The sequence below is a fragment of the Rhodanobacter sp. G1 genome (assembly GCF_055397855.1).
Genome location: NZ_AP039674.1, coordinates 2,606,297 through 2,631,820, shown reverse-complemented (window position 1 = coordinate 2,631,820; position 25,524 = coordinate 2,606,297). Strand labels below are relative to the sequence as shown.

At 65.5% G+C, this 25,524-nt stretch carries 24 protein-coding genes and 3 pseudogenes; 9 read left to right on the top strand and 18 right to left on the bottom strand.

Features of this window, described 5'->3' with window-relative positions; translation table 11 throughout:
- Position 1: 1 nt before the first annotated feature.
- Complete coding sequence (locus ACZ5Z2_RS11785; RefSeq protein WP_464758774.1) at positions 2 to 826, bottom strand: hypothetical protein; 825 nt, start codon at positions 824 to 826, stop codon at positions 2 to 4.
- A gap of 794 nt (positions 827 to 1,620) precedes the next feature.
- On the opposite strand from ACZ5Z2_RS11785, the pseudogene ACZ5Z2_RS11780 reads away from it, so the two are divergent.
- The 3 genes and pseudogenes from ACZ5Z2_RS11780 to ACZ5Z2_RS11770 form a co-directional block, all read left to right on the top strand.
- A pseudogene (locus ACZ5Z2_RS11780) lies at positions 1,621 to 2,787 on the top strand (DUF6538 domain-containing protein); the annotation flags it as partial.
- Between the two features lie 472 nt (positions 2,788 to 3,259).
- Entirely contained in the window at positions 3,260 to 3,736 is a 477-nt protein-coding gene (locus ACZ5Z2_RS11775; RefSeq protein ID WP_464758773.1) for a hypothetical protein, read from the top strand.
- Positions 3,737 to 3,860: 124 nt separating this feature from the next.
- The gene (locus ACZ5Z2_RS11770) at positions 3,861 to 4,496 is read left to right on the top strand and encodes a YopT-type cysteine protease domain-containing protein (protein WP_464758772.1); all 636 of its coding nucleotides are present in this window, start codon (positions 3,861 to 3,863) and stop codon (positions 4,494 to 4,496) included.
- Between the two features lie 176 nt (positions 4,497 to 4,672).
- Here the strand turns inward: ACZ5Z2_RS11770 and ACZ5Z2_RS11765 are convergent, their stop codons facing one another.
- Complete coding sequence (locus tag ACZ5Z2_RS11765; protein WP_464758771.1) at positions 4,673 to 5,227, bottom strand: YaeQ family protein; 555 nt, start codon at positions 5,225 to 5,227, stop codon at positions 4,673 to 4,675.
- Positions 5,228 to 5,462: 235 nt separating this feature from the next.
- On the opposite strand from ACZ5Z2_RS11765, the gene ACZ5Z2_RS11760 reads away from it, so the two are divergent.
- On the top strand, positions 5,463 to 6,065 hold the full coding sequence (locus ACZ5Z2_RS11760; protein WP_464758770.1) for a YceI family protein: 603 nt from the start codon (positions 5,463 to 5,465) through the stop codon (positions 6,063 to 6,065).
- A 340-nt stretch (positions 6,066 to 6,405) separates the two neighbouring features.
- On the opposite strand, the gene ACZ5Z2_RS11755 is transcribed toward ACZ5Z2_RS11760, so the two are convergent.
- Positions 6,406 to 6,810, bottom strand: a complete 405-nt coding sequence (locus ACZ5Z2_RS11755; RefSeq protein WP_464758768.1) for a GFA family protein — start codon at positions 6,808 to 6,810, stop codon at positions 6,406 to 6,408.
- A gap of 408 nt (positions 6,811 to 7,218) precedes the next feature.
- On the opposite strand from ACZ5Z2_RS11755, the gene ACZ5Z2_RS11750 reads away from it, so the two are divergent.
- Complete coding sequence (locus ACZ5Z2_RS11750) at positions 7,219 to 7,701, top strand: hypothetical protein (protein ID WP_464758767.1); 483 nt, start codon at positions 7,219 to 7,221, stop codon at positions 7,699 to 7,701.
- A 124-nt stretch (positions 7,702 to 7,825) separates the two neighbouring features.
- On the opposite strand, the gene ACZ5Z2_RS11745 is transcribed toward ACZ5Z2_RS11750, so the two are convergent.
- The 4 genes from ACZ5Z2_RS11745 to ACZ5Z2_RS11730 form a co-directional block, all read right to left on the bottom strand.
- Complete coding sequence (locus ACZ5Z2_RS11745; RefSeq protein ID WP_464758766.1) at positions 7,826 to 8,545, bottom strand: hypothetical protein; 720 nt, start codon at positions 8,543 to 8,545, stop codon at positions 7,826 to 7,828.
- A 394-nt stretch (positions 8,546 to 8,939) separates the two neighbouring features.
- A complete protein-coding gene (locus tag ACZ5Z2_RS11740) occupies positions 8,940 to 9,878 on the bottom strand; it encodes an alpha/beta fold hydrolase (RefSeq protein ID WP_464758765.1) in 939 nt (312 codons plus the stop codon).
- Between the two features lie 21 nt (positions 9,879 to 9,899).
- Positions 9,900 to 10,367 carry an SRPBCC family protein gene (locus ACZ5Z2_RS11735; RefSeq protein ID WP_464758764.1) on the bottom strand — a complete coding sequence of 156 codons (468 nt, stop codon included), beginning with the start codon at positions 10,365 to 10,367 and terminating at the stop codon, positions 9,900 to 9,902.
- A 10-nt stretch (positions 10,368 to 10,377) separates the two neighbouring features.
- A complete protein-coding gene (locus tag ACZ5Z2_RS11730) occupies positions 10,378 to 10,776 on the bottom strand; it encodes an ArsR/SmtB family transcription factor (protein ID WP_464758763.1) in 399 nt (132 codons plus the stop codon).
- Positions 10,777 to 11,065: 289 nt separating this feature from the next.
- Here ACZ5Z2_RS11730 and ACZ5Z2_RS11725 point away from each other — a divergent pair, with 289 nt between their 5' ends.
- On the top strand, positions 11,066 to 12,205 hold the full coding sequence (locus ACZ5Z2_RS11725; protein WP_464758762.1) for an MBL fold metallo-hydrolase: 1,140 nt from the start codon (positions 11,066 to 11,068) through the stop codon (positions 12,203 to 12,205).
- A gap of 18 nt (positions 12,206 to 12,223) precedes the next feature.
- Here ACZ5Z2_RS11725 and ACZ5Z2_RS11720 read toward each other — a convergent pair whose 3' ends face one another.
- The 3 genes from ACZ5Z2_RS11720 to ACZ5Z2_RS11710 form a co-directional block, all read right to left on the bottom strand.
- Positions 12,224 to 12,874, bottom strand: coding sequence for a glutathione S-transferase family protein (locus ACZ5Z2_RS11720; RefSeq protein ID WP_464758761.1), 651 nt, complete (start codon positions 12,872 to 12,874; stop codon positions 12,224 to 12,226).
- 135 nt (positions 12,875 to 13,009) lie between these two features.
- A complete protein-coding gene (locus ACZ5Z2_RS11715) occupies positions 13,010 to 13,489 on the bottom strand; it encodes a VOC family protein (protein ID WP_464758760.1) in 480 nt (159 codons plus the stop codon).
- 90 nt (positions 13,490 to 13,579) lie between these two features.
- Entirely contained in the window at positions 13,580 to 14,491 is a 912-nt protein-coding gene (locus ACZ5Z2_RS11710) for a LysR family transcriptional regulator (protein ID WP_464758758.1), read from the bottom strand.
- Between the two features lie 111 nt (positions 14,492 to 14,602).
- Here ACZ5Z2_RS11710 and ACZ5Z2_RS11705 point away from each other — a divergent pair, with 111 nt between their 5' ends.
- Positions 14,603 to 15,475: an aldo/keto reductase family oxidoreductase gene (locus ACZ5Z2_RS11705; RefSeq protein WP_464758757.1), complete on the top strand. Its 873-nt coding sequence runs from the start codon at positions 14,603 to 14,605 to the stop codon at positions 15,473 to 15,475.
- A gap of 26 nt (positions 15,476 to 15,501) precedes the next feature.
- On the opposite strand, the gene ACZ5Z2_RS11700 is transcribed toward ACZ5Z2_RS11705, so the two are convergent.
- The 7 genes and pseudogenes from ACZ5Z2_RS11700 to ACZ5Z2_RS11670 form a co-directional block, all read right to left on the bottom strand.
- Positions 15,502 to 16,287: a DUF899 domain-containing protein gene (locus ACZ5Z2_RS11700; RefSeq protein ID WP_464758756.1), complete on the bottom strand. Its 786-nt coding sequence runs from the start codon at positions 16,285 to 16,287 to the stop codon at positions 15,502 to 15,504.
- A gap of 103 nt (positions 16,288 to 16,390) precedes the next feature.
- The gene (locus tag ACZ5Z2_RS11695; RefSeq protein WP_464758754.1) at positions 16,391 to 17,092 is read right to left on the bottom strand and encodes a pirin family protein; all 702 of its coding nucleotides are present in this window, start codon (positions 17,090 to 17,092) and stop codon (positions 16,391 to 16,393) included.
- Between the two features lie 635 nt (positions 17,093 to 17,727).
- Positions 17,728 to 17,943 (bottom strand): annotated as a pseudogene (locus ACZ5Z2_RS11690) (transposase); the annotation flags it as partial.
- Positions 17,944 to 18,076: 133 nt separating this feature from the next.
- A pseudogene (locus tag ACZ5Z2_RS11685) lies at positions 18,077 to 18,403 on the bottom strand (transposase).
- A 15-nt stretch (positions 18,404 to 18,418) separates the two neighbouring features.
- Positions 18,419 to 18,748 carry a helix-turn-helix domain-containing protein gene (locus ACZ5Z2_RS11680; protein WP_464758753.1) on the bottom strand — a complete coding sequence of 110 codons (330 nt, stop codon included), beginning with the start codon at positions 18,746 to 18,748 and terminating at the stop codon, positions 18,419 to 18,421.
- Between the two features lie 287 nt (positions 18,749 to 19,035).
- Complete coding sequence (locus tag ACZ5Z2_RS11675; RefSeq protein WP_464758752.1) at positions 19,036 to 19,863, bottom strand: NAD-dependent protein deacetylase; 828 nt, start codon at positions 19,861 to 19,863, stop codon at positions 19,036 to 19,038.
- A gap of 11 nt (positions 19,864 to 19,874) precedes the next feature.
- Positions 19,875 to 20,930, bottom strand: a complete 1,056-nt coding sequence (locus tag ACZ5Z2_RS11670; RefSeq protein WP_464758751.1) for an NAD(P)-dependent alcohol dehydrogenase — start codon at positions 20,928 to 20,930, stop codon at positions 19,875 to 19,877.
- 126 nt (positions 20,931 to 21,056) lie between these two features.
- On the opposite strand from ACZ5Z2_RS11670, the gene ACZ5Z2_RS11665 reads away from it, so the two are divergent.
- Both ACZ5Z2_RS11665 and ACZ5Z2_RS11660 read left to right on the top strand, forming a co-directional pair.
- Positions 21,057 to 21,758 carry a glutathione S-transferase N-terminal domain-containing protein gene (locus ACZ5Z2_RS11665; protein ID WP_464758750.1) on the top strand — a complete coding sequence of 234 codons (702 nt, stop codon included), beginning with the start codon at positions 21,057 to 21,059 and terminating at the stop codon, positions 21,756 to 21,758.
- A gap of 22 nt (positions 21,759 to 21,780) precedes the next feature.
- Entirely contained in the window at positions 21,781 to 22,620 is an 840-nt protein-coding gene (locus tag ACZ5Z2_RS11660; protein WP_464758749.1) for a methyltransferase domain-containing protein, read from the top strand.
- A gap of 570 nt (positions 22,621 to 23,190) precedes the next feature.
- Here ACZ5Z2_RS11660 and ACZ5Z2_RS11655 read toward each other — a convergent pair.
- Positions 23,191 to 25,488 (bottom strand): penicillin acylase family protein, encoded by a 2,298-nt coding sequence (locus ACZ5Z2_RS11655; RefSeq protein ID WP_464758748.1) that lies wholly within the window; start codon positions 25,486 to 25,488, stop codon positions 23,191 to 23,193.
- Positions 25,489 to 25,524: the final 36 nt, after the last annotated feature.

Genomic DNA, 25,524 nt, shown 5'->3' with positions numbered 1-25,524 from the left:
GTTACCGCGACGCGCCTGCAGCGTCCAGCACCAGTCCCAACGGGAGTTTCAGCTCGCGCAATTCGTCGTCAGACATCCGCAAAACCGCGGCAATCGCAACGCGCTGCAATGCCGAGGCGCCCCCGTGGTCGACGGTGGCCACAACAACCGGCTCTGGGGTCGAATGTTGTGTAGGCGGCTGGATGACGGACAGAGCTTTCTCGACGGCGCGGTGAGACAACGCGGCCTGAGTCAGCTGACACTCCAACTCATTGCGAAGTCGGACGACGCGGTAGGCATTCCAATCCTTTCCTAGCCCCACCTTGCGCAATGCGGCAAACCACGGCTGCCACCAAGTCGCCCGCTGCTCGTCCTTGGCTAAGTCGCGGAGGGCATCGATATCGTCCGTGTGCGGCGGCTGATCGAGAAAGTCCAAAGCCATCTTTCGATGGAAGCCAACCGAAGGGGGAACCAAATGCACCACACCAGCGGCTGGGCTGGTGCCGCGGGCACAGGCCGTCACCTCACCTTGGTCTCGGTCGATGGCCAAAACAAACGGGGCATTGGGGCTGACCCAGGTCTGCCACAGGTTGGCCCGGGTGCCCGGCGCAGGCCGCGACGCAGGCAGTGGGCCCCATCGGTAGATGGGGTCAAGGCCGGCTCGCCCGACCACCACTACCGAGGGCACGTGCTCGGCGATGAATAGTCTTAGGCTGGCCGTTCGATAATGGCGTGGATTGAAATCTGGTAGGCGGGCTTTTAGCGCGCGGCTCAGCTGCGCGCCCGTGATGTCGCCGGCACCACTAACCAGAGCAGACACAGCAGAAACTGCTTCCGACAATTCCATAGTCATCCCCATAGCAAAAGGCTCACCAAAATATGGTGAGCCTTCGCTTTATTCGGAATCGCGGGATTACTCACAAATCTGACGTAACCCACGGCGTCTTGGCTTGGCCGAGCCGCTAGACAACCCCCTCGCAGTTTCTAGGCCGGAGCGAGGGATTGCCGCCAGCTTAGGCCGAGGTCTGCGGCTTGTCAAATGGGATCGCCCCGAAGGGGCAAAGCAGCAGCCCAGCCAAATGACTACGTGCGTGAGGCAGGCGACGTTGGCCAACCATGATAGCTTTTAGCGAACTTGGTCACCTCGGGAGGTCAAACTTTCCGACTTGGCTGGGCGTCGCAGGGCTTGTCTGGCTGGGGTGTCGATCCGCTCCCTCTCTCTCCGCCAGTACTGCAAAGCCCCTGTTTTTACAGGGGTTTTTGCTTTTCTGAGGATGGGCTTGTCGCTCCACATATCGCTCCACAGCGAGCCGATATGCGTATCCCCAACTATCTGCGGTTGGCACCCTCAGAGCCTGTTCACGATCTCCCCATGACCCGCGTTGCCTTGCCGTGGCCGTCAGGTGGTAGTACGTGGCGCAGTGCTTGCCTGGCTGGCAAGCCAAGCCGCGCGCTGCCGCATGGCGGCCACGGCAAGGCAACCCGAAGGGCCGGGTCTGTTTGCCCCCATCCCTGCGTCATCACTCAGTCGTGGACGGACGTCCACTCCTTCGTTCTTCCTTGATCTGCGTGCAAACAGCTCCCGGCGCGGGCCATGGGGAGATCGTGAACAGGCTCTCAGGCATCTAGCATTTTCGCCAAAGAATTCCATCACGTCAGACCCGCAAGACGGGCAAGACTGAAATCACGCGAAGCCTTGGAACCCGTGACCTCCTGACCGCACAGCAACGTGCGTTGAACCTTGTCCAGGCGTATGCTCGAACCTTCACACAGGTTGGGGGACTGGGTGTGTCTGTAGCTATGGATGGCGTACCTTCTGTTGAGGAAATCGCCAGGGCGATTGCTTTGGGGTACAAGGTCATCCGTCACCCGGATGGCAGGGTCGAAATTGAGGCCAACGGCAAAGCAGACCATGGTTTTGCCATGGATGCGGTCGACCATATCGGACGGCTGGATCAAGAGCCGTACTACCAAGAATTCATGCAGGCAGCTCGTGTTGCTGCATCTTCTGCTTTTCCCCCTGACCCTGCATCGAAGATTCCAGTCATTGCTATCGGCAAGGCTATGACGCAGTGGTTGGCTGAGATCAAGTCCAGCACCAGGCCCAAGACCTTCGGAGAGATCATGAAGAAGCTGCTCATCGCACTCCTGGCCATCATGTGCGCCGCGTGCGCACCGGTAGTAACCAAGGTGAACATTCCGGATATCGGAAAATCCGACGCAGTGCAGTTGACCGATATGCGGCCGGCCAGCGAAAAGGAACACGAGATCTTCAGCTTGCTGATCACTAGCAAGGAATATGGCATCTGGCGCGTAGGCGACGTGCAGCTGTCGCCCCCACCGCTGAAACTCCTTCAGTACGAATTTGCCAAGCAACCGAATGCCGGCAATGCGACGCCCAAGGTGATCGTTCGCCACTTCGTGGTCTACGCCAACATGCAATCGCAACTCAGGCACGGCGCGGTGGGGGCGGGCATTGGCGGAGTCATCGGCGGCCTGATCGGCAACGCCATGGCTAACCATGACGAAAGCGCCTTGACCAGCAACGTCGACGAGCGAGCGTTCGATGCGATGGCGACTGAGGAATACAAGCGCGGACTCTTCACGACCGCCGAAGATCCAGACAAGGCGTCGGTCTTCATCGTCTACATAGACACCGAGATCAACGGCGTCCGGGTCTTCACCCGCACCATCGCGCCTGCGATCTCCAAGAAAGGAACCCAGCCTCCGCTGGTCGATGCGGTGGAGCTGGCGATCCGGAATCAGCTCGCAAAGTACGGCAGTGACCCGGCCATGGCGCATTCCTGACGACCGGGCGGCCGCGGGTTGGAACGATTGGGCATACAACGGGACGGAGGCAATGAAGTCGTGGAGATGGCCTCTGTTCCCCTTGCGGGGTGATGGCGCACGGTGGCGTGACGGCGACACGGAGCAAAACAGGGGCGCGTCGAAAGCAGGGGCAGAGTGCACTCTCTTGAAGCGAGTGTAGTGAAAAGTCGACTCTGCCTCCTGCTTCCCGTTTGAAACTGCTGGCCTCGCTGATGAAGGTCGATTGACCCATGAGCACGTTACCCGCCTCGAGCGATTTCAACGTGGTGCGGCATGCCTGGGCATTTCTGCTCGCGTTCGATCAGAAGGGGGGGGGGCGGATCGGGCGCGGTTTCGCGCATGATCCATTGGGACTTCGACAACTTTGGCTTTGGCCAAACCGGATGTCGGCCGGATCGAGGGGCGAAGCCCGCCCGACAGGACGAACCGCGCACATCAGGAACGATCCGCCATGAAACAGATCCAGACGCGCTCCAAGACCGGCGTGATGCTTTTCAAGAACCGCGCCCGCAACGACTGGCTCAAGCGCAAGGGCATCGAACGCGAGAACATCCAGCTGGGCAAGCGGGTGCGGAAGAAGACCCGGTTCTACACGCCCGGCGAGATCCAGCCCCACATCGAGATGTTCGCCATCGCCGGCCAGCAGCGGCCGGGCCTCAACCCGGGTACCCACTACCGGCGAGCGGTGCATATTGCCTATACCGGAGGCTGGGCGGGCGACTTCGTGCTGGCCAATGCCACGGCCGGCTACAACCAGACGCCGGCCGGTTACGTCTGGCACCACTTCCACAACTGGACGCCGCCGCTGGTGAACGGCGGCAACGGCTATGGCACGTTGTACCTCATGACGGTGGCCGAACACGCCATCTACCACTGCGGCGGGGTGTTGCAGGCGGAAACACACCTGGGCGTTCCCTATCGGCCGTGAGCTGGCGACGGATCGGGTGGCACTGCATCTTCAATGTCTTTCAAAGGGAGCGCCGCCGGCACTGTGGCAGATCCAGCGCCGTTGCGGTCATTCCATGCTGTTTTCTACATTAAGGAGAATGAGCATGTCGTTTCAGTCGATGGCGGAGGCGGGCACAGGGTTCTTCCATCCGTGGAGCCAGGATACGTATCTGGAAACGCAAGGCATGGGTGACAGCTCGGGGATTTGCTACGCGGTCGCCGCCATGTGGATCGAACAGCGGTATCTGGCAGCCATAAGCGGTAAATCCGCCCGTGATGCCTTCAAAGCATTGTTCGCCAGCACGTCCGGAAAAAGCATCGCGATGCGCTTGCAGGATCAGCACAGCGAGGCGATACAGAACCATCTCAGCGCCGAGCCCAAGTTCCTGGTGGCTGCCAAAATGACCCCGGCCTTCGAATACCTCGGCGGATCGGGTCTCGGGCAAAAGGGTGCTACCGTGACGAACGATTTGCGGGTGTTGACCGATTTCGTGGAGGCCATGCCCGGCTTCTACTTCATCGGAGCCCACGGGCCAGGCGGAGGTCATGCATTCGCGGTTCACCACCGGTCGATGCCGGCACGGGCCATCACGCTCTTTGATCCGAACTACGGCGAAGTCACGTGGAACTCGGAGCTTTATTACAAGAGGGAGTTTTGCGCGTTCTTTTCCATGGTTCGCAATTTCGTCTACAAAGGCTCCTTGAGCGGCTTGATGGTGGTGTTCAGGGTCAGTAGCTGACGGGCGTTCTTGCGGCTACGGAACGAACCGAGTAACAAGGAAAGGGGGGGGGCGGGTTCGCCTCCGCGGTCTATCTGGAGCGCGACGACTGACGCGCCGGGTGAGCAGGCTAACGGGGCAGGTTCACTTTGGGGCATGTGAACCTGCCCCGTTTGATATCGACGGCTTGATCGGAATCAGGCGACGGCATAGTCGCCCATGCGGATATCCGGCCGGATCGGCAACGTGAGATCGCCGGCGATGAGTTGCAGTTCGCCTTCCTGGATCAGGCACTGCAGGCGCATGCTGCGCTCGCATAGGGTGGCCAGCTGCTGCATGTCGGTGGGATCGACGGCGAGCACGCTGAGGTTGTCGTGGCGCGTGAGCGCGCTGGCGATCTTGTTCCACCAGATGTCCGCGGCGTGGCCGCCGTAGGCCAGCACCACGACGTGCCGCGACTGGTTGCAGGCCTTGCGCAGGCGCGTTTCGTCCGGCAGGCCGACGTCGATCCACAGCTCGATCTCGCCGGTATAGGCCTTGCGCCACAGCGCCGGCTCGTCGGTGTCGCTGAGCCCCTTGCCGAACTCCAGCCGCTCGTCGGCATACAGCGCGAAGGCGAGCAGGCGCGCCATCAGGCGCTCCTCGGTTTCCGACGGATGCCGGGCGAGGGTCAGCGCATGGGTGGCGTAGTAGTGGCGATCCATGTCGCTGATCGACAGTTCGGCCTTGTGGATGGTGGCGGTGAGAGCCATGGGAGCACTTGGGTGAGCGTAAACCGGCCATTCTACGTGGCGTCGGCTCCAATGGAGGGAAACCGGCGCGGATGGAAAAGGCTGAGGGACGATTTTCAAAAGCCGACGTGCCGACCGGGAGGTTGTCCCTCACACTCGGGTCTTGTCGATCTGCAGTCCCGCCATTCGTCGTAACTCCGAGGCAGGCATCCGGCCGGCCACGACCAACCACGCCAGAGTCAAGGGAGAATCCACCATGCGCCTTACCACGCTTGCGCTGCTGCTGGCAGCCATTCCGGTCATGGCAACGGCCACGCCATTGCATTTCACCCTCGATCCGGATCACACGTATCCCAGCTTCGAGGCCGATCACATGGGGCTGTCGATCTGGCGCGGCAAGTTCGATCACAGCACCGGCACCGCGACGCTCGATACGGCCGCCAGAACCGGCACGGTGGATGTGACCGTCGACATCGCCAGCATCGACTTCGGCAATCCGGCGTTGAACAAGGTGATGCTGGGCGCCAAGGCGCCGATGTGCCAGAGAGAGTGCGGCACCTTCTTCGTGGCGAAATATCCGACGGCGCGCTACCGGGGCAGGCTCGCGGATTTCGTCGACGGCGCGCCGACCAGGGCCATCGGCACGTTGACGATGCGCGGGGTGACCCAACCGTTGACGCTCACCATCGATCGTTTCAAATGCGTCCCCGATTTCATGCTCAAACCGCGACTACGTTGCGGTGCCGATGCGCTGGGAACGTTTCAGCGCGACGCTTTCGGACTCGATGGCGGCAAGTCGTTCGGCATGGACATGAAAGTGACCCTCCGCATCCAGGTCGAAGCGGTTCAGGACAAATGAAGCCGGTCGGGGCGCACAACTGTCCGGAATAATTTTGAACATTCGTGGCCGCGGTCTTTCTCGTCATTCCGGCGCAGGCCGGAATCCAGTGGCCGTGCGGCCTGAGCGAACATGGTCGCTACTGGATCCCGGCCTTCGCCGGGATGACAGTCTGGATAGGTGGTCGTTATCGGAAATGAAGTCGCCTTCTCGCAATGCTTCGTGCAAGCGGCGCGGGCCTTCATCCTTCGACACCATCCCCAGATTATTCCGGACAGCAGTGGGCCGGGGCGGGCAGGTTGAGCCGCCCTGGATTTGCCGGATATTCCGGTCGCCGACCTCCGGCGATCCGCCGCCATCCTCAGTCCGGATCCTTGTCGTAGCGCGCGATGCCTTCGGGCAACTGCACCCATGCGTGCCGGCGGCATTCGTAGACCGAGTCCTGCGGCGGCGGAAAACCGGGATCGGCGAAGGCGCCCACCGCCACCATCACGAAGGCGTCGTTGCCTTCCTCGGTGTGGAACACCTGGCTGCCGCATACCGGGCAGAAGCGGAAACGGAAGCTCGCGCCCTGGTCGCCCGTGCGCACGAATTCGGTGGCCGTGCCTTCGACCTTCCACGGCGCCGCATAGCCGGCCAGCGCGGCGAAGACGCTGCCGGTGCGCTGCTGGCAGGCCAGGCAGTGGCAGACGCCGGTGCCGAGGGTCGGGCCCTGAACCTCGATACGCAATTGCCCGCAATAGCAGGACGCGGTGCGGCTTTCCATCGGATACCTCGGCGACAGCTTCGGGATGCCCCGGATGCGGCGAACGGCGGCGAGGCCGTCACCCCGGGAAACTCTTGCTTTGCTCGTCATTCCTGCGAGAGCAGGAATCCAGCGTCTTTGCGTTCAATGATTTGTAGGCAATGGATCCCAGCTTGACCAGCCCTGCGGCCGTTGAAAAGCACCTCGCTGGGATGACAGGCAAGAAGCGGATTGATCGGCTCTTTCCTTATAGCCTCGGTGCCGCACCGCCGACAGGGCCGAAAGGCACATCGGCCGTGGACGGCTGCGATCACTCAATCCGGCGAGGTGCCATGGTGTCCCAGCGCTCCAAACCGGCAGGTGTACCATCGGCGGCCAGAGGCCTGTCGCTTTCCGGCAGGTAGCTATCGAGGCAGATGGAGATCGCCCATGGTTGCGCAAGTCATTTCCGGTGAGACGCTCGATTACTCGCAGCCGGAAGGCATGCTCCCTTACGACAAGAACTGCGTCGCCATGACGTTCTCCCGACTGCTTGGCGTCGGGGTGTATCCGACGATCAACTTCCTGATCAGGAAGGGCTGGATCAGCAGGGCCTCCGACCTGGAGAACGACACCACCATCGACAAGGTGATTGGCAAGCTCGGCCTGACGGCACGTTATGCGGACACGCCTTGGGAAACCGTCAAGGTGGGCATGAAGGGCATGCCTGATGGGCGCTATTACGCCACCAACTGGGGGCCAAGCGGCTCCAGCGGCGGCAAGGGGCACGCTTTCGCCATCATCAAGAAGGGTGGGGTCGGCGTCTATGGCAACAACCAGGAAGTGAAGCAGTCGAAGAGCAGCTCGTCGAAGCCTTATCACCAGGCGATACACACCACGCACAAGATATCGGTCTACGGCCCCATCCTGTAGTGGCGAGTGCTTCAGCTTCCGACGCAGCCGGTTTCTGCAACCACCGGGCACCGAGGCTGGCGCATGCGGAAAATTTCCCGATGCGCCTGACGCTTGATTGCTTCCGGCAGCCATGCCCGCGGCGCTATTGTTTGGGCACCAGTTCGCCCGTCACCTTGCCGTTGGCGTCCAGCATCTGCAGCGACGGCGAGCCGTCCCTGGCGACCTTCATCACGATGCGCGGGTGGCCCTGCAGGTCGTCCATGGCGAGCTGCACGCTGCCGTCGGTATTGCGGCCGAGCACCATGCGCCGGGTCGGGCCGCCGTGTTCGGCGAAGAAGGCCTTCATCCTGGCCTGCTGCTGATCGGCCGGCAGGCTCTTGATGGAATCCATCAGCCGGATTTCTTCGAGGATCGAATAGTCCGGGTAGTCGTTGAACTGCAGCTTGGTGTAGCGGCCGTCCTTTTCCTGGTGGGAATCCAGCGCCATGGTCTGATCCTGCTCATAGGCGTCGAAGGACAGATGGCCGTGCGATTCCTTGGTTCCGTCCTTGTCTTTCTCGCCGCCGAAGATCAGGCCCCCGTTCTCGGTGCCTTCGTCGTTGTAGAAGATCATGCCGGCGGCCTTGCGGTTCGGGTGCGGGTATTCCTTGCCCTTGATGATGATGCCCGGTGCGGTGGCGGCATCGGAGATCACCAGGCGCAGCGTGCCGTCGGGTTCGCGCACGTTGATGCGGTGCACGTCCAGTTCGTCGAGCGACAGCTTCTTCGGCGCCTGCGCAAATCCGCTCAGCACCGTTGCGGCGAATACCACGGTGAGCACGCCGGCATAGATCGTCAGGAAACGCTGGCCGATGGGTTTCATGGGCTTGCCTCCTCGGTTGTGGGAAGGGATGCCCGGTGCGGTCGCGCGATGGTTGTCCGGGCAGCGGAACCGGGTACGGAAGGCGACGGGGAGCGCCTCCGAACCGGATCCATGCTGCAACCTTGCCTGCCGGAGGCGGGTCTTGAACGTGCCGGAAGTCCCCCGGACTTCTGGCGGCGGGTACTTGGTGCGAAATGCCAACCGCCATTTCACCTTCGCCATGGCAACTGACCGGCGGGTACCGGCCGCCGAGCCAGGCATTGCAGGGATCGCGACCATCCTTGCCCATGGATCAACACGTGTTCGCGGTGGCATGTCCGATGATCCGAAACATCGAAGGAAACACGCCGCTTTTCCGTGCTCCGATGGTTCCGTGAGCGCTTCGCTGCAGCCTTCATGCGGCTCCGAGGAAGCGCTCGACGATCTCCGGCAGCATCGGATCGACGGGGATCGTGTAGTGGGTGGTGTTCGGCACGATGGCGAGCTGGTTTGCGGGCCGCAGGGAGCCATCGATCCCGGCATCGCGCTGGCCGCCTCCCAGCGCCTTCCAGAACTCGACCATGTGTTCGGGCCGGATGGCGTCGGCGTCGGCATAGACCAGCAGCGTGCGTGCCTTGAGCCTGGCGACCTCGGCGCTCCAGTTGAAGGGGCGTTTGGTCAGGTCGCCGACCTTCCTGAAGAGATTCGTCCAATCGACATCGGGATAGGCCTTCCCCAACGGCGATGCCTTGACGCCAGGGCCGAGCGTGGCGGCGTTGGCCTCCAGCTGTTTGAAGGCCGTTACCCCCTCCGGATAAAAGCCGTCCTGCCTCATCGCCGCGGACACGAGCACGAGCCGGTCGACCGCGTCCGGATGGCGGACGGCGGTCTGCAGGGCGACGCCGGCGCCCAGCGAGTAGCCCATGACGTCGGCCTTGCCGAGATTCAGATGGCCGATCAAGGCAGCGATGTCGTCGCCCATCGTTTCGAAGCGTAGCGGCCTGTCGGTATCTGGCGTGCGCCCATGTGCCTGGAGATGGGGAGCGATCACCTGCCGGCCCTTGGCCAGCTCGGCCAGATTGCCCTTGAAGCTTTCCGGGTCGATGCCGCCGTGGAGAAGAACGAGCGGCTTGCCGGCGCCATGCACGCTGTAAAAGAGGTGCTGGCCATCGACGTCGGCAAAATGCCCGTTCGAAGCGACGAGAGCCTCCTTGGCTCGGACGGGAAGGATCGTGGCCAGCACGGCGGTCGCTGCGGCAGTCTTCAGGAAATCGCGTCTGAGCATAGCGTCCTCAGGTGGCGCCGAGCTGGCCAGCGCGGCGGTGATCGCGTGTTTCACCGCGATCACTTCCATGCGCCGGTGGATACGGTGTGGTTACGATCTTTCCGCGAGCAACGCATCCAACTGCGCGAACTGTTCGGGCAGGCCTTCCGCCGAGCCGGCGAGGGCTTCCTCGAGGGCCGCTGTGGTGGGATAGAGTTCGTGGAAAGTGACCAGCGTCTTGCCGTCATTTTCTTCGAACGTCACCGTGGTCACGGCGGCCTGATCGCTTTCTTCGTTCGTCCATACGATGCGCTCGTGCGGCGTTACTTCCCTGTACGTGCCGAAGAACGCCATCGGTTGATCGAAAGCCGGATGGCGGAACACGAGGCGATACGTTCCCCCGGTGCGAATATCCATGTCGCACGAGACCAGCGACATGCCCGCCGATTTCGGAACCCACCACTGCTTGAACAGTTCGGGGTTGCTCCATGCTTCGAAAACGATGCGCGCCGGGGCATCGAACGTCCGTGTCACCAGGAGTTCGCGGTCGGATTTGCGCTCCACGACAGTGCGGTTCATGGCGGCGGGGCTACCTTCTTTTGGTTTTGGCATCTGCCTTCTCCTTGCGTTTCAGGTGTTCGACAAGTTCGTCCAGCGCGTCGAAGCGCGCGCTCCAGAGTTGGCGGTGCCGCTCGATCCAGGCCGACTCTTCTTCCAGCCGGCGCAATCCGAGCTTGCAGGTGCGTATGCGCCCGACTTTCTCCGTGGTCACGAGCCCCGCCTGCTCCAGGATGCTGACGTGTTTCTTCATGCCCGTAAGGGTCATGTGAAACCTTTGGGCAAGGTCGGTGATCGAGGCGTCCGAGCTCCCGAGTTGCTCCAGCACGCCGCGTCGGGTGACATCGGAGAGCGCGGCGAACGTTGTGTCGAGGCGGGCTTGATAGTGAACCATATGGTTCACTGTATGGCGCATATGGGCGATTTGCAAGCAGATGGCCTCGTAGGCGCAAACCGCATGTGGTTCCTCTGCCGCTCCGAATCCAAACCGCGCATGCCAGGCACGGGCAACGTTCCGACTGGCGGCTTGTGGCGACTCGGTCAGGACGCCGGGTGATTCCTCAGGGAGCTGCCAGTCGACCGCTCCGTCAGCCAGTTGGGGACGCCCGTCGGGTTCTATGCCGCTCCAGGCCAACTTTGCCGGCGATACGCGACTTGGTCTGGTGGCGCGGTGCCCCCATGGTTTCGTGGAGGTGGCTGGCGATGACGGAGAGTGGAGCATGAAATCCTTCGGCAAACCGCCGCAGGGCGAGCGGCTGGAACGGTTGCGCGACCTGCCGTTGTGGGACGGCGAACGGCTGCGCAACATCCATCCGGTGCTGCCCGGCCTGCGCGACCCGCAGGCGCCGCGGCCGACCTTGCGCGAGTTCCTGTGCGGCGACGACAACCGCACGCCGCCGCAGCCGTTGCCCGCCAACGATCCGCGCGGCGCGTGGCTGCGCAAGCCTGCGAGCGGGCTGCGCGCCACCTGGCTGGGCCATTCCACGGTGCTGCTGGAGATCGATGGCTGGCGGGTGCTCACCGATCCGGTGTGGGGCCAGCGCGCCTCGCCGTTCACCCTGCTGGGGCCGAAGCGTTTCCAGCCGGTGCCGGTCGGGCTGCGCGACCTGCCGGCGATCGATGCCGTGGTCATTTCGCACGACCATTACGACCACCTGGACTATCCGACGATACGCGCGCTCGCCAAGTCGAAGGTGCCTTTCGTCACGTCGCTGGGCGTGGGCGCCCACCTCGAAAGCTGGGGTATCGCGCCTTCGCGCATCACCGAGCTGGTGTGGTGGCAAAGCCATCGCGTGCCCGGTACCGGACTCACCATCACCGCCGCGCCTTCGCAGCATTTCTCCGGCCGCGGCCTGAAGGATCGCAACCAGACGCTGTGGTCGTCGATGGTGATGGCCGGCGAGCGCCACCGCGTGTTCTTCAGCGGCGACACCGGGCTCACCACCGAGTACGAAGCCATCCGCGACCGGCTCGGCCCGTTCGACCTGGTGATGCTCGAAGTCGGCGCGTTCCACCCGTCCTGGGGCGACATCCACCTCGGCCCCGCCAATGCGCTGGCGGCGCATCGCCTGCTCGGCGGAGGCGTGCTGATGCCGGTGCACTGGGGCACGTTCGCGCTGTCCACGCATGCCTGGGACGAGCCGGTCGAAGACCTGCTCGCGCTGGCCGATCCCAGCGATACCGCGCTGCTGCTGCCGCGTCTCGGCGAGCCGGCCGAACCCGCCGAGCGCCGCGAGGTGCAGCCGTGGTGGCGGCGCGGACAACCCATGGGCGACGAGCGGCCTGTAGCCCAAGCCGAACCGGTGGAAGATGCGGCGAACGACCGCCTGGGCGACCAGTTGCCCTGGCCGCTGGATTGAGCGGCGCGACCTTGCCGGTCAGCCGGGCGGCCGGCCGTTGAACACCGCCAGCTGGGCGGCGAAGGCGCGCTGGTAGGCGGGGCGCGCTTCGCCGCGCGCGACGTAGGCAGCGAGGTTCGGGTATTCGTCCAGCATGCCGGAGGGTTTCAGCCGCTGCAGCGTGTGCACCATCATCAGGTCGCCCGCGCTGAACGCGCCGTCCAGCCATTCGGCCTTGCCACGCCGGACGGAAAGCTCGCCCAGCCGGGTGCGGATGCGATCCTTGATGAGCAGCAGGCGTTCCGCGCTCCAGGGCTTGTCGCCCTCCTGGAACTTGGCGACCTGCAGTTCGAGGATGGGCGGCTCCACCGTGTTGAGCGCGGCGAACATCCAGCTGATCGCGCGTGCCCTGGCATTCGGCTCGTCCGGCAGCAGGCCCGCGTGGCGCTGGGCGACGTGGAGCACGATGGCGCCCGACTCGAACAGCACGAGGCCGCCTTCCTCGTAGGTGGGGATCTGCCCGAACGGATGCAGCGCGCGGTGCGCGGGTTCCTTCATCGCCTTGAACGAAACGAGGCGGACATCGTAGCGCTGGCCGGCTTCTTCCAGCGCCCAGCGCACGCGCATGTCGCGTGCGAGCCCCTGGCCGCGGTCGGGCGAGCTTTCAAAGGCGGTGATGGTGGGGATCATGGGGAGGTTCCGGATGATGGAGCTAAGTCGTGGAAAAGCCCTGCGCCTGGCGACGCTTCGACTGCGCTCGCTGCGCGGGCTACGCTCTGCGCGAACGGTTGAGGAATGCCAGCCAGCGCGAACGGTTGGGGGTTGTCATCCCCGCCGCGCCGCCTCGATTGCCGCGATGTCGATCTTCGTCATGGTCATCATCGCCTCGAACGCGCGCTTGGCCGCGGCGGGATCGGGATCGCTGATCGCGGCCATCAGGGCGCGCGGGGTGATCTGCCACGACAGGCCCCACTTGTCCTTGCACCAGCCGCAGGCACTGGCCTGGCCGCCATGGTCGATGATGGCATTCCACAGGCGGTCGGTTTCGGCCTGGTCGTCGGTGGCCACCTGGAACGAGAACGCGTCGGTGTGCGGCAAGCCGGGGCCGCCGTTGAGGCCCAGGCAGGGGATGCCTGCGACCGTGAATTCCACCGTCAGCACGTCGCCCTGCTTGCCTGCGGGGTAGTCGCCGGGTGCGCGGTACACCGCGCCCACGCTGCTGTCCGGGAAGGTCTTGGCGTAGAACGTGGCGGCGTCCAGCGCGGTGCCGTCGTACCAGAGGCAGATGGTGTTCTTGCCGGTCATTGCGGTTCTCCTGGTTCGGGGCGACAGGGGCCCCTCATTCCTGCGACGAAGCAAGGCGGCGCGTATCGACATCGACGATGCGCGCGCAGTTCACGCATGTCCGTTCCCGGCGGCCCTGACGAAATCGACGAACGCGCGCAGCGGTGCGGGCAGGTGCTTGCGGCCGGGATAGTAGAGGTACGGCCCGCTGAAGGGCTGCCACCACGGCTTGAGCAGCGGCACCAGCGCACCGCTGTCGAGGTGCGGCTGCAGCCAGGCCTCGAACAGGTGGATGATGCCGAGCCCGTCCACCGCGGCGGCCACCTTGAGATCCACCGACGCGCCCAGGCGCACCAGCAGCGGGCCGCTGGGGTCGACGCGCACGATCTCGCCCTTGCGCTCGAATTCCCAGGCCGGGATGGCGCCGCTGGGGAACTGCCCGCGCAGGCAGGCGTGCCGCAGCAGGTCGCGCGGGTGACGCGGGCGGCCGTGCGCCTCCAGGTAGGCCGGCGCGGCGGCGGTGGCCATGCGCTGCACGCGCGGGCCGATCGGCACGGCGATCATGTCCTTCTCCAGCCGCTCGTCGTAGCGGATGCCGGCGTCGCAGCCGGCCGCCAGCACGTCCACGAAGCTGTCCTCGACGACGACTTCCAGCCGGATGTCCGGATAGGCCTTGAGGAAGGGCGTGACGATGGCGGGCAGCACCAATCGCGCCGCCGCCGCCGGCACGTTGAGCCGCAGCGTGCCGGCGGGGCGGTCGCGGTAGTGGTTCACCACGTCGAGTGCGTCTTGCACTTCGCCCAGCGCGGGCGACAGCCGTTCGGCCAGGCGCGCGCCCGCCTCGGTGGCGGCGACGTGGCGCGTGGTGCGGTGGAGCAGGCGCACGCCCAGTTGCGCTTCCAGCCGGCGCACGCTCTCGCTCAGGCGCGAGGCGGACATGCCGCTGCCGCGCGCACCTTCGCGGAAACCGCCGGCGCGCACCACGGCGAGAAAGGCGAAGAGATCCCGCAGTTCCGTATCCATTGTCCCGATTCCCGCACGGCCCGTGCCGATTGCACGGGATTATCGGCCAGGTGGCCGTGGCGTACAGTGCGGGCATCGGCGCCATCCGGCTGCCCTTGTCTGGAGACGATCATGAGCAAGCTGACGAACGCGGGCACTTTCGCCCTGGGCCACCGCACGGTGAGCCGCATGGGCTACGGTGCCATGCAACTGGCCGGGCCGGGCGTGTTCGGCCCGCCGAAGGATCCCGCCGCGGCGCTGGCGGTGCTGCGCGAGGCGGCGGCGAGCGGGGTGAACCATATCGACACCAGCGACTTCTACGGCCCGCACGTGACCAACCGGCTGATCCGCGAGGCGCTGCATCCGTATCCGGACGACCTGACGATCGTGACCAAGGTCGGCGCGGTGCGCGGCGCGGATGCCTCGTGGAACCCGGCGCAGAGCCCGGCCGAGCTCACCGCAGCCGTGCACGACAACCTGCGTAATCTGGACGTGGACGTGCTGGACGTGGTGAACCTGCGCACCATGGGCAACGTGCATGCGCCGTCCGAGGGCTCGATCGAGCCGCAGTTCACCGCGCTGGCGGAATTGCAGCAACGCGGCCTGATCCGCCACCTGGGGCTGAGCAACGTCACCGCGGCGCAGCTGGCCGAGGCGCGCGGCATCGCCGAGGTGGTCTGCGTGCAGAACCACTACAACCTCGCCCATCGCGGGGACGATGCGCTGATCGACGAACTCGGCCGCGCCGGCATCGCCTACGTGCCGTTCTTCCCGCTGGGCGGCTTCACCCCGTTGCAGTCGGACACCTTGTCGAAGGTGGCCCGTCGGCTGGGCTTCACGCCGATGCAGGTGGCGCTGGCGTGGCTGCTGGCGCGCGCGCCCAACATCCTGCTGATCCCGGGCACGTCATCGCTGGCCCACTTCCGCGAGAACCTGGCGGCCGCGACGATCCGGCTCGACGGGGACGCGCTGGCCGAGCTGGCGACGATCGGCGTCTCTGCGTGAGTGGCTGACCGCGCCGGCATCCGCGTTCAGGGCGTGTCTTCGCAGCAGGCGGTGGCGGCCGAGGGGCGGGCCTCGCCGTCGTAGCGGTCGTGCAGGCGCACCCAGTGCATGCCCTTGCCGTCGAGGTCGGGCATGCCGTCCCAGCCTTCGCCGCGGCCGAACGGCGTGAGGTCGAGGTAATGGTGGGTGGTCAGCAGCATGTCCAGTCCGCGGGCATAGCTGGAGTAGCTGTGGAACACGCGCTCGCCGTCGCGCAGGAACACGCTGACGCCGGGCAGTTCGCCCTCGAGGTAGCGATCCTCGCCGTGTGCGAGCATCTCGGCCTTGCTGCTGTAGTTGTATTCCATCGGCGCCACCGATTCGTCCTGGCTGACGTGGAAGTCGTGGTTGAAGTCGCTGCCCCAGGAGGAATACCACGGCAGCGTCCAGCCCATGCGCGCCTGGAAGCGCCGCAGCTCCGCCAGCGGTGCGCGCGAGACCAGCGCCAGCGTGGTGTCGCGCGCGTGCAGGTGCGCGAGGTGGCCGATGTTGTCCGCCAGGAAGGCGCAGCCGGGGCAGCCCTCGCCGCGGTCGCGGTGGAACATGAAGTGGTACACGATCAACTGGCGCCGGCCCTCGAACAGGCCCAGCAGGGTGGCTTCGCCGTCCGGCGTGTCGAACAGGTAGGGCTTTTCCACCGGCACCATCGGCAAGGCGCGGCGTTGCGCGTTCAGCCGATCCAGCATGCGGGTGGCGGCCTTCTCGGCGGCCAGCAGTTCCTTGCGCGCGGCAAGCCAGTCCTCGCGGCTGGCAATGGCGGGGAATGTGGACATCGTGCGTCTCCGGGCTTTGGGGTTACTGGAGACGACGAACGGGGCGGGCCGGAATCGACACGCCCCGTGATCGGCGGCTGCCCTGCGGCAATCGGGCGGAGCTTCAGGCCGCCGCGTCCACCAGCACCAGCTCGGCATCTTCCAGCGCGGTGACGCGCAAGGCGCATTCGTCGCGGATCGCCGCGCCGTCGCGGGCTTCCAGCTTCACGCCGTTGAGTTCCACCGTGCCGCTGGCCGGCACCAGGTAGGCATGGCGGCTTGGCGCCATCGCGTATTCCGCCGTCTCGCCGGCCTTCAGCGTGGCGCCCAGCACGCGCGCATCGGTGCGCAGGGGCAGGGCGTCGCCGTCGCCCGGCATGCCGCTGGCCAGCGCCACGAAACGCCCGGCGCGGTCGCCCTTGGGGAAGGGCCGCGTGCCCCACGATGGTGGCTGGCCGTGCGCGTCGGGGATGATCCAGATCTGGAAGATGCGGGTGGCCGTGTCCTCCATGTTGTATTCGGCATGGGTGATGCCGCTGCCCGCGCTCATCACCTGCACGTCGCCCGCGACGGTGCGTCCCTTGTTGCCGAGGCTGTCCTGGTGGCTGATCGCGCCTTCGCGCACGTAGGTGATGATCTCCATCTCCGCGTGCGGATGGGGCGGGAAGCCGGTGTGCGGCGCGATGGTGTCGTCGTTCCACACGCGCAGCGCGCCCCAGCCCATGCGCGCCGGGTCGTGGTAGCCGGCGAACGAGAAATGGTGCTTCGCGTCGAGCCAGCCGTGGTCGGCGCCGCCTAGGCGGTCGAAAGGCCTGCGTTCGATCATGGGAATGCCCTCATGGATGGATGCGCACAGCATGGGGCCCGGCAAGTCATGGGGGAACCGGCAGCCGGTGAACGGATCGTTTCCGCCGTGGATCGCGGCTGAAGCGCGCTTGTCCGCCTCGTGCCCGCTGTCCGCTGCGAGTGTCCGCGGACGGATATTCAGCCTTGGGTGGAGGCCGGGATTGGCCTGGGAGTGCGGTTTCCGGGCACCTGATGCGTTGGCACGGCGCTTGCTGAGTACATCTCGCGATCTCCTTTCCTCTCCCGACGGTGGAACCACCATGAAATTCAAAATCGAAACCCTGATGCTGCAGAGCCTGTTCGGCGCCTGCCTGCTGGTTTGCGTGATGGCGGTTGGCGGTATGCTATTGGGGTGAGCGGGTGACTTCTTGCCCATGCGTGTGGGCATTGCAGAGCGGGCAGGCTGAGGCAGATCACCCGGTTGCCGAGCACCCCAACGTGGAAGTGATCGTGGGCCGCGGCGTCGAAGTGGATTTTGATTGCAGCACGATCAAGTGCGATGCGGGTGCTGCCGGAAGTAAGCCTCGGGGCACGCATTGCCTTTGACGTGCTGAACGTGACAAAGGAGGCCCAGCGGGAAACCGTCTGGCCTTTTTCTTTTCGATCCTTCCGAGTTTAGCGTGGGTAGAGATCGAGGCCGCCACAAAAGAAGTAGGCGGCGGTCTTGAAGTGTTCGGGGTTTCGATATCCGCAGGCGCGGCGCTTGATGGCCATGAGTTTGCTGTTGATGCCTTCGGCAACCGCGTTGGTGATGCGTAACCGGCAATAGGTCAAGATGTTGTCCAGCCGCCGCTTGAGCATGTGGGCGACGTGGCGCATGGGTTCCAGGCGGCTGTGCGTCGCCTAGTGGAACCAGGCTTTGAAATAACGTCGCGCCCAGGCTTCACGCCGATAATCTCAAAGATGGCACAAGGCTTCCTTGATGGCCCACGCCCGTGCCACCTTCAAATGCTGGCCCATCAGCTCACGCAGTTGTACCCAGCCGCTGGCTCTGAAGGTTTTCCCAGCTGTAGAGCCACAGGTACTTGGTTCGGGCCAACGTGTTGTCGCCCTCGGCCCGCAAGGCGCGGTGCTCGGCCTTGCGCACCGTGTCCACGGCTTGGCCGACGTGCTGCATGATGTGGAAGCGATCGAAGACCACCTTCTGTGCGGCCTGGGGGACATGCGGAGTGGTTGCCTACCGGTAGGGTTCCCACATGTCCATGGCGACCACCTGGATTTGTTCGCGCTGTGCTGCGGACAGGGCCTCGTAGAATCCGGCCAGTGATTCCCGTGTACGCTCGTCCGCCATGTATTCGATGGTGGATCAATCGATGTCGCTGACGATCGTCGTGTACGAATGGCCTTTGCGGAAGGCCTTCTCGTCAACCCCGATACGCCGCAGTGACAGCGGTTCCTTGCGGGCTTGCCCACGCTTGACCGCCCGCTGCATCACGCCATACACCGCGTCCCATGGCAGGTGTAACAACCGGCAGGCGCCACTGACCGTGGCGCCCTGCTGCAGAACATCAATGATCCAGCGCTCCATCAGCAGCGTGAAGCGTGAGCGCGGCTCGGCCCAAGGCACCGCGATCTGCACTACCCCGTGATCTGGGCAACGCACCCGCGGGATCCGAGCCTTGAGGATCGTCTGCAACTGGCACGTATCCAGAGACGCCAGGAGCGCTCCGGCGCATGGTCGTGGATCGGTAGTTCCTGCCCACATTGCGGGCAGCGCCAACGTTGCCCCTCAGGGTGCTCGACCTGCACCTCCACTCGTTGACCTTCCAGATCCAGCTTTACCTCCGACACGAACCACGGTGCCGGCAGTCCAAGGATCTGGCGATACAAATCCACGTCGCGCATGGCAGGAACTCCTTTTTTGGAATCCCTCCATCCTTCTACCCAACACTAACCACGGGAAATCCCGGAAGGACCTTCTTTTCACGCCATAGCGGCGCTCGGCGTGCCTGCGAGCAGGAAATCCAGCGCTGCCTCGCAGGGCGCATCCACCTTCAGCGCGAGCAGCGGATCGGCGCGGGTGCGGCCGAGGGTGACGGCGGCAACGGGTTTGCCCGCCTGCGCGGCGGCGTGGGCGAAACGGTAGCCGGAATACACCATCAGCGAGGAGCCGAGCACCAGCATCGCATCGGCGTTGCGGCAGGCGCCCATGGCGGTGGCCACGCGTTCTCGCGGCACGTTTTCGCCGAAGAACACCACGTCGGGCTTCACGATGCCGCCGCAGCGCGGACAGGGCGGCACGTCGAAATCGTCGAAGCCGCAGCCTTCGAGGTCGGCATCGCCGTCGGGCGCGTCGGCGGCGTCGAGTTGCGCCCAGGCGGGATTGCGTTCGACCAGTTCGCGCTGGAAATCATGGCGTGGATTGCGCCAGTCGCAACACATGCAGCGCACGGTGTCGAGCCGGCCGTGCAGATCGACGACGTAGGCGCTGCCGGCGCGCTGGTGCAGGCCATCCACGTTCTGCGTGACCAGCAGTTCGATCCTGCCCTGGCGCTCCAGCTCGACCAGCGCGTGGTGCGTGGCGTTCGGTTGCGCGTGGCCGAAGCGGCGCCAGCCGACCAGGCTGCGCGCCCAGTAGCGGCGGCGGGTATGCGCCTCCTGCATGAAGGCCGCGAAGGTCACGGGCGGCGTGCGCTTCCACTGGCCGTCGCGGTCGCGGTAGTCGGGAATGCCGGATGCGGTGCTGCAACCCGCGCCGGTCAGCACGAACAGGCGCGGGTGGGCTTCGATGAAACGTTGCAGCGGGGTCATCGAGGTGGCGATCAGGCCTGCTTCAGCGTAGCCATGTCGATCACAAAGCGATACTTCACGTCGCCCTTGAGCATGCGCTCGTAGGCCTCGTTGATGTCTTTCATCGCGATCATCTCGATGTCGGACACGATGCCGTGCTCGGCGCAGAAATCCAGCATCTCCTGCGTTTCGCGGATGCCGCCGATCAGCGAGCCGGCGAGCTGGCGGCGCCGGAAAATCAGGTTGAACACGGTAGGCGAGGGATGCGGATGCTCTGGCGCGCCGACCAGGCACAACGTGCCGTCGCGCTTGAGCAGGGAGAGGAAGGGATCGAGGTTGTGCGAGGCGGCCACGGTGCTGAGGATGAAGTCGAAGCTGCCGGCGTGCGGCGCCATCTGCGCCGGATCCTTCGACACCACCACTTCGTCGGCGCCGAGGCGCTTGGCGTCCTCCTGCTTGCCGGGCGAGGTGGTGAACAGCACCACGTGCGCGCCCATCGCGTGCGCCAGCTTCACGCCCATGTGGCCGAGGCCGCCCAGGCCGACGATGCCCACCTTCTTGCCGGGGCCCACGTTCCAGTGGCGCAGCGGCGAATACGTGGTGATGCCGGCGCACAGCAGCGGCGCCACGGCGGCGAGCTGATCCGCCTTGTGGGCGATGTTCAGCACGAACTTCTCGTTCACCACGATGTTTTCGGAATAGCCGCCCCAGGTGTTCTCGCCGCCGAACACGGGGCCGTTGTAGGTGCCGGTGAAGCCGTTGTCGCAGTACTGCTCCTCGCCGTCGGCGCAGGAGGCGCAGTGCTGGCAGCTGTCCACCATGCAGCCCACGCCCACGGTGTCGCCGGGCTTGAACTTCGTCACCTGCGCGCCCACCGCGGTCACGGTGCCCACGATCTCGTGGCCGGGCACGGAGGGATAGAGCGTGCTCTGCCATTCGTTGCGCGCGGTGTGCAGGTCGGAGTGGCAGACACCGCAATACAGGATGTCGATCTTGACGTCGTGCGGGCCGGGCTCGCGGCGTTCGATGGCTAGCGGTGCAAGCGGCTGGCTGGCGGAGGCGGCTCCGTAGGCGCGGGTCTGGGTCATGCGGGATCTCCGGGGATGAGGTGATGCAAGCGGTTGAGTCTACGCTTCGCGGCGTGAAAGCAAAGGCATTGAACCGCGGTGTGGCGATACCCATGTGCGAAGGATTGTCCCCGTCGAGAACCCGCCATGTCCGACCTGTCCGCCTTCCCGATCACGCGGCGCTGGCCCGCGCAGCATCCCGACCGCATCCAGCTCTATTCGCTCAACACGCCGAACGGCGTGAAGGCGTCGATCATGCTGGAGGAGACCGGATTGCCCTACGAGGCGCACCTGGTGGACATCGGCAAGGACGAGAGCCATTTGCCGGAGTTCCTCGCGCTGAATCCCAACGGCAAGATCCCCGCGATCATCGACCCCGACGGCCCCGGCGGAAAGCCGCTGGGCCTGTTCGAGTCGGGTGCGATCCTGCAGTACCTCGCGGAGAAGAGCGGCAAGTTCCTGCCCGCCGATGCGGCGCGGCGCTGGGAGACAATCCAGTGGGTGTATTTCCAGATGGCGTCGATCGGGCCGATGTTCGGCCAGGTGGGTTTCTTCCACAAATACGCCGGCCGCGAGTATGAGGACAAGCGGCCGCTGGCGCGCTACGTCAACGAGTCGAAGCGCCTGCTCGGCGTGCTGGACGAGCGTCTCGCAGGGCGCGAGTGGATCATGGGCGACGAGTACACCATCGCCGACATCGCCACGCTGGGCTGGGTGAACAACCTGATTGGCTGGTACGACGCCGGCGCGCTGGTGGAATACGAGCATTTCAAGCACGTCGACGCCTGGCTGCAGCGCGGCCTGGCGCGGCCGGCGGTGCAGCGCGGCCTGAAGATTCCCTCGCGTTGACGCGCACGCGGAGGCGCGTTCGGTGAGCGGCGCGCTGCGATCCCTGGTCGAGGCGCTGGAGCGCGAGCCTTCGCTGCATGCGCCGGGCCGCCTGCGCGCGCGCATCGAGGCGCTCGACCGCCTCGATGCGTTGATGCCTGCGGCAGGCGAGGGCGTGGAGCCGCGGTACGCGCAGGCGTTGCGGCTGCGACTGGAGGCGGCCAATGCCGTGGAATTCGAGGCCATCCGCCGGTCGATACGCCAGGGCGATGGCGGCGAGGCGCTCCGGCGTGCTTGGCGCATGGACGACGACGGCGTACGCCACGCCGGCGATGCCTACGACTGGCGCGACGAGTTGATCAGTGGCGTGCTGCCGCTCGGAGAGCCGGGCGACACGGCAGCGCCGGCGCCGGAGATGGTGTTCTACCAGCCCACGCCTGCGCGGCACGTCTTCGACCTGCTCGGCCGCCTCGGGCTGGGCGTGGACGACGTCCTGGTCGACCTGGGCTCGGGGCTTGGCCATGTGCCGCTGCTGGTTGCCATCTGCACCAGGGCTCGCGGCGTGGGTGTCGAGATCGAGCCGGCCTACGTGCGGATCGCACGGGCCTGCGCACAGGATCTGCGATTGGCGAACGCGCAGTTCGTGCAGGGCGATGCCCGCGACGCGGACTTCGCCATCGGCAGCGTGTTCTACCTCTATACGCCATTCACCGGCGCCATTCTCCGCAGCGTGCTGGACGCGTTGCGCGGCGAGGCCGGACGGCGCGCGTTCCGCGTATGCAGTTTCGGCCCCTGCACGGCCGCGCTGTCCGCCGAGCCCTGGCTGGCGAGCGAGGACGCGCCGACGCCCGATCGCGTCGCGGTCTTCCGCACGCAGGGGTGAGTCGCGTCGCCGGTTCTGTCCGCACGATCGCCGTGGAGCGCCATGCCGTCACGGTGGCGTTAACCATGTCTTCATGCAATGACTCCGGAATATCGACAAACGCCTGAGTAGGGTCGATACGCGAGCGCGGCATCACGGTTTTGCCGTGGAAGTGAACGTGAGCTGCTGCAGCAGCGCCGCGCTCGCACCCAATCCCGCAACGGAGACCTCACATGAAAGGTTCAGTCACGGCAGGACTGTTGATTGCAGCTGCGCTGGCATTGTCGGCGTGCGGCAATAACGGCGGGACGCCTCCTCCCGAAGCCCCCGATCACGCGGCGAGCACACAGGCCCCGGCTGCGCCATCGCCTCCGGCGGCGCCGGCCAGCGCCCCCATGCCCGCAGCGACCAATGCCGCACCGGCGCCGGCCACGACCGCCGGAAGCGGATCGAATCCGCAGCATTAGAGATGCCTGATGCCTAGGGAAATCCCGGGGTGTCCCGGCAGACCATGGACGGTCTGCCACGACATGCATGCGCGTGCTCCTGGACAGTGCGGTGCGGCATGGACGGATGCATGAATCCGTCCACTCATTCGCCGGGGCGATACACGCGTTCGGTGTGCCCCTTGAGCTGGTCGGGCCAGAAATACACCGTGCGCAGGTTGCCGCTGGCGTAGCGCCCGGCCTCGTCGGCGAAGTGCGGGGAGTCGGGATGGCCGCTTTCGCCTCCGGCGGTGACGGCGCGTGCGCTCACCCGCGGGCCGAACTCCACCACGGCCACGAAGCTGTTGCCGCTGGAGCCGTAATACTTCTTCGTGCCCGGCCAGCGATGCGCGCCGAACGAGGCCAGCGAACCCCAGCGCGATGACACGAACGGCACCGGAATGCTGGGCTTGCCGTCGTCGAAGTGCGGCTTGATCGTGTCGTCCAGGCGCTGGAAGCGGTTGATCTCGCCCCAGGCCACGCCCCAGCTGCCGAAGTCCCGTACGAGGCGATCCACCGCCTCGTCCAACGCATGCAGGCGCTCCTGCGCGCCGCTGTCGCGCGCGATGTAGTCGTAGGGCGAGATGCCGGCGGCCTCCGCCTTGGCGTAGCTCTCGTCCCACAGCGTGTCGCCCCAGAACACGGCGAGCGAGGTGGGCATGGAGGCGATGTCCCAGCGGTCGTCCCAATGGCGCAGCAGTTCCACCGGGCCGGCCAGCTTCACCTTCAGCGGATTGCTGGCGGGCAGGGCGTCGTAGTCCTTCGCGAGAATGGGAACGAGCTTGGCGAACTCGGGCAGGTAGGAGTCGAATGCGTCGGCGATCAGCTTGGGTTTGCTGAAACCGCTGGCGCCGGTAAGCATGCCGGTGGCGTGGATGCCACGCGGGTTCTCACCGAAGGTATCCATGTAACGCGGGAAGTCGGCCTGCTTCGGACTGTATTTGCCTGCAGCGGAGTACGGCCAGTCGTTGGTGTTCATCACCCAGCCGTTCGGCGGATTCACCGCCTGCGGCAGTTCGTCCAATGGCGTGAGGCCATGCCAGTCGGTGGCCGGATCGCTGCCGTCCACCGGCTTGGTGTAGTCGAAGCGGTTGTCGCGTTTCGGCACGAACTGCGGCATCAGGAAGGCGATCTCGCCCTTGTCGTCGGCGAACAGCGTGTTGTTGGAGGAATTGGCCTTCAGCTCGGCCACCTTTATGTAGCTGGCGTAGTCGTGCGCCTTGGTGCGCAGCCAGCTCTGCTCCAGCGCGGCGACGGGCTTGTCCATCAGCGCCTCGGCGATCCACTTGCCGTCCTCGTTCTTCACGATGGGGCCGTGGTGGGTGAAGTACGCGGTGAAGCTGCGCGTCTTCAATGTGCCGTCGGCGGCGCGGTAGCGCACCGCGATCGTGCGCGCGGTCACCGGCCGCAGCGCCTTGCCGTAGCGGTAGTACGGCTTGCCGTCCTTGCGCACGATGGTCTCGGCGAACTCGTCCACCGCGTCGAGGCCGGTGGAGGTGTGCATCCAGCCGATGTGCTTGTTGAAGCCCTGGTAGATGAAGAACTGGCCCCAGGTCACCGCGCCGTAGGCGTCCAGTCCCTCGTCGCTGGACATCTGCAGCTCGGAGCGGAAGTAGAACGAGGTATGCGGGTTGATCCACAGCAGCGCGTGGCCGTCGGTGGTGAGCTTCGGCGCGATGGCGATGCCGTTGGAGCCGGTGGGCTCGGCCCAGCTCGGCGGGTTGGCCTCGCGGCTCCGCCGCCCCAGCGAAAGCCGGGGCCCGGTGACTTCATGCCGTGGAGTGCAGAGGCGTTGGGTTCCCGCTTGCGCGGGAGCGACGGGGGCGCAGGCGAGATCGTCCGGCTTGCCGTAGAACGCGGCGAGATCCTTCAGCGACACGCGCTCGATGTCGCCGCCGATGCTGCCCTCGGTGAAGGACAGCGCCATCCACGGCTCGAAGTGCGCGATCACTTTCGGGTGGACGTCCGGATGCGTGGCGAGATACCAGTTGAGGCCGTCGGCCCAAGCGTCCATCAGCTGGCGCAGCCAGTCGGGACTCTGCGCGTAGAGCCTCTTCAGCTCCGGCGTGTCGATCCACAGCCGCTGGCGCAGATCCTGCCAGATCGCGGCTTCGCCCTCGGCCTGCGCCGTCCAGCCCAGCGCGGTGAGGTAGTTCGTCTCCACCCGGTTGAAGTCGTCCTCGGCCTGGGCGTAGGCCATGCCGAACACCGCGTCTGCGTCGGTCTTGCCGTGCACGTGGGCGATGCCCCAGTCGTCGCGGGTGATCGTCACCGCCTGCGCCTCGCGTTGCAGGTGCGCGTGCTCGGCGGTCTGCGCCGGCGCCGCGGCGGCGAGGCCGATGGCGAGCATGGCCAGCCAGGGGCGGGCGCGGCGCAGGACGGAAATCGGATGGCGTGCGGGCATGCGTGCGGCATCGCTGCAGGTGGGTGTCCGGGCATC

Coding starts and splice junctions, on each gene's coding strand:
- ACZ5Z2_RS11785 (WP_464758774.1), bottom strand. CDS start 826: ATGGAATTGTCGGAAGCAGTTTCTGCTGTGTCTGCTCTGGTTAGTGGT.
- ACZ5Z2_RS11775 (WP_464758773.1), top strand. CDS start 3,260: ATGAAACAGATCCAGACGCGCTCCAAGACCGGCGTGATGCTTTTCAAG.
- ACZ5Z2_RS11770 (WP_464758772.1), top strand. CDS start 3,861: ATGTCGTTTCAGTCGATGGCGGAGGCGGGCACAGGGTTCTTCCATCCG.
- ACZ5Z2_RS11765 (WP_464758771.1), bottom strand. CDS start 5,227: ATGGCTCTCACCGCCACCATCCACAAGGCCGAACTGTCGATCAGCGAC.
- ACZ5Z2_RS11760 (WP_464758770.1), top strand. CDS start 5,463: ATGCGCCTTACCACGCTTGCGCTGCTGCTGGCAGCCATTCCGGTCATG.
- ACZ5Z2_RS11755 (WP_464758768.1), bottom strand. CDS start 6,810: ATGGAAAGCCGCACCGCGTCCTGCTATTGCGGGCAATTGCGTATCGAG.
- ACZ5Z2_RS11750 (WP_464758767.1), top strand. CDS start 7,219: ATGGTTGCGCAAGTCATTTCCGGTGAGACGCTCGATTACTCGCAGCCG.
- ACZ5Z2_RS11745 (WP_464758766.1), bottom strand. CDS start 8,545: ATGAAACCCATCGGCCAGCGTTTCCTGACGATCTATGCCGGCGTGCTC.
- ACZ5Z2_RS11740 (WP_464758765.1), bottom strand. CDS start 9,878: ATGGAAGTGATCGCGGTGAAACACGCGATCACCGCCGCGCTGGCCAGC.
- ACZ5Z2_RS11735 (WP_464758764.1), bottom strand. CDS start 10,367: ATGAACCGCACTGTCGTGGAGCGCAAATCCGACCGCGAACTCCTGGTG.
- ACZ5Z2_RS11725 (WP_464758762.1), top strand. CDS start 11,066: ATGAAATCCTTCGGCAAACCGCCGCAGGGCGAGCGGCTGGAACGGTTG.
- ACZ5Z2_RS11720 (WP_464758761.1), bottom strand. CDS start 12,874: ATGATCCCCACCATCACCGCCTTTGAAAGCTCGCCCGACCGCGGCCAG.
- ACZ5Z2_RS11715 (WP_464758760.1), bottom strand. CDS start 13,489: ATGACCGGCAAGAACACCATCTGCCTCTGGTACGACGGCACCGCGCTG.
- ACZ5Z2_RS11710 (WP_464758758.1), bottom strand. CDS start 14,491: ATGGATACGGAACTGCGGGATCTCTTCGCCTTTCTCGCCGTGGTGCGC.
- ACZ5Z2_RS11705 (WP_464758757.1), top strand. CDS start 14,603: ATGAGCAAGCTGACGAACGCGGGCACTTTCGCCCTGGGCCACCGCACG.
- ACZ5Z2_RS11700 (WP_464758756.1), bottom strand. CDS start 16,287: ATGTCCACATTCCCCGCCATTGCCAGCCGCGAGGACTGGCTTGCCGCG.
- ACZ5Z2_RS11695 (WP_464758754.1), bottom strand. CDS start 17,092: ATGATCGAACGCAGGCCTTTCGACCGCCTAGGCGGCGCCGACCACGGC.
- ACZ5Z2_RS11675 (WP_464758752.1), bottom strand. CDS start 19,863: ATGACCCCGCTGCAACGTTTCATCGAAGCCCACCCGCGCCTGTTCGTG.
- ACZ5Z2_RS11670 (WP_464758751.1), bottom strand. CDS start 20,930: ATGACCCAGACCCGCGCCTACGGAGCCGCCTCCGCCAGCCAGCCGCTT.
- ACZ5Z2_RS11665 (WP_464758750.1), top strand. CDS start 21,057: ATGTCCGACCTGTCCGCCTTCCCGATCACGCGGCGCTGGCCCGCGCAG.
- ACZ5Z2_RS11655 (WP_464758748.1), bottom strand. CDS start 25,488: ATGCCCGCACGCCATCCGATTTCCGTCCTGCGCCGCGCCCGCCCCTGG.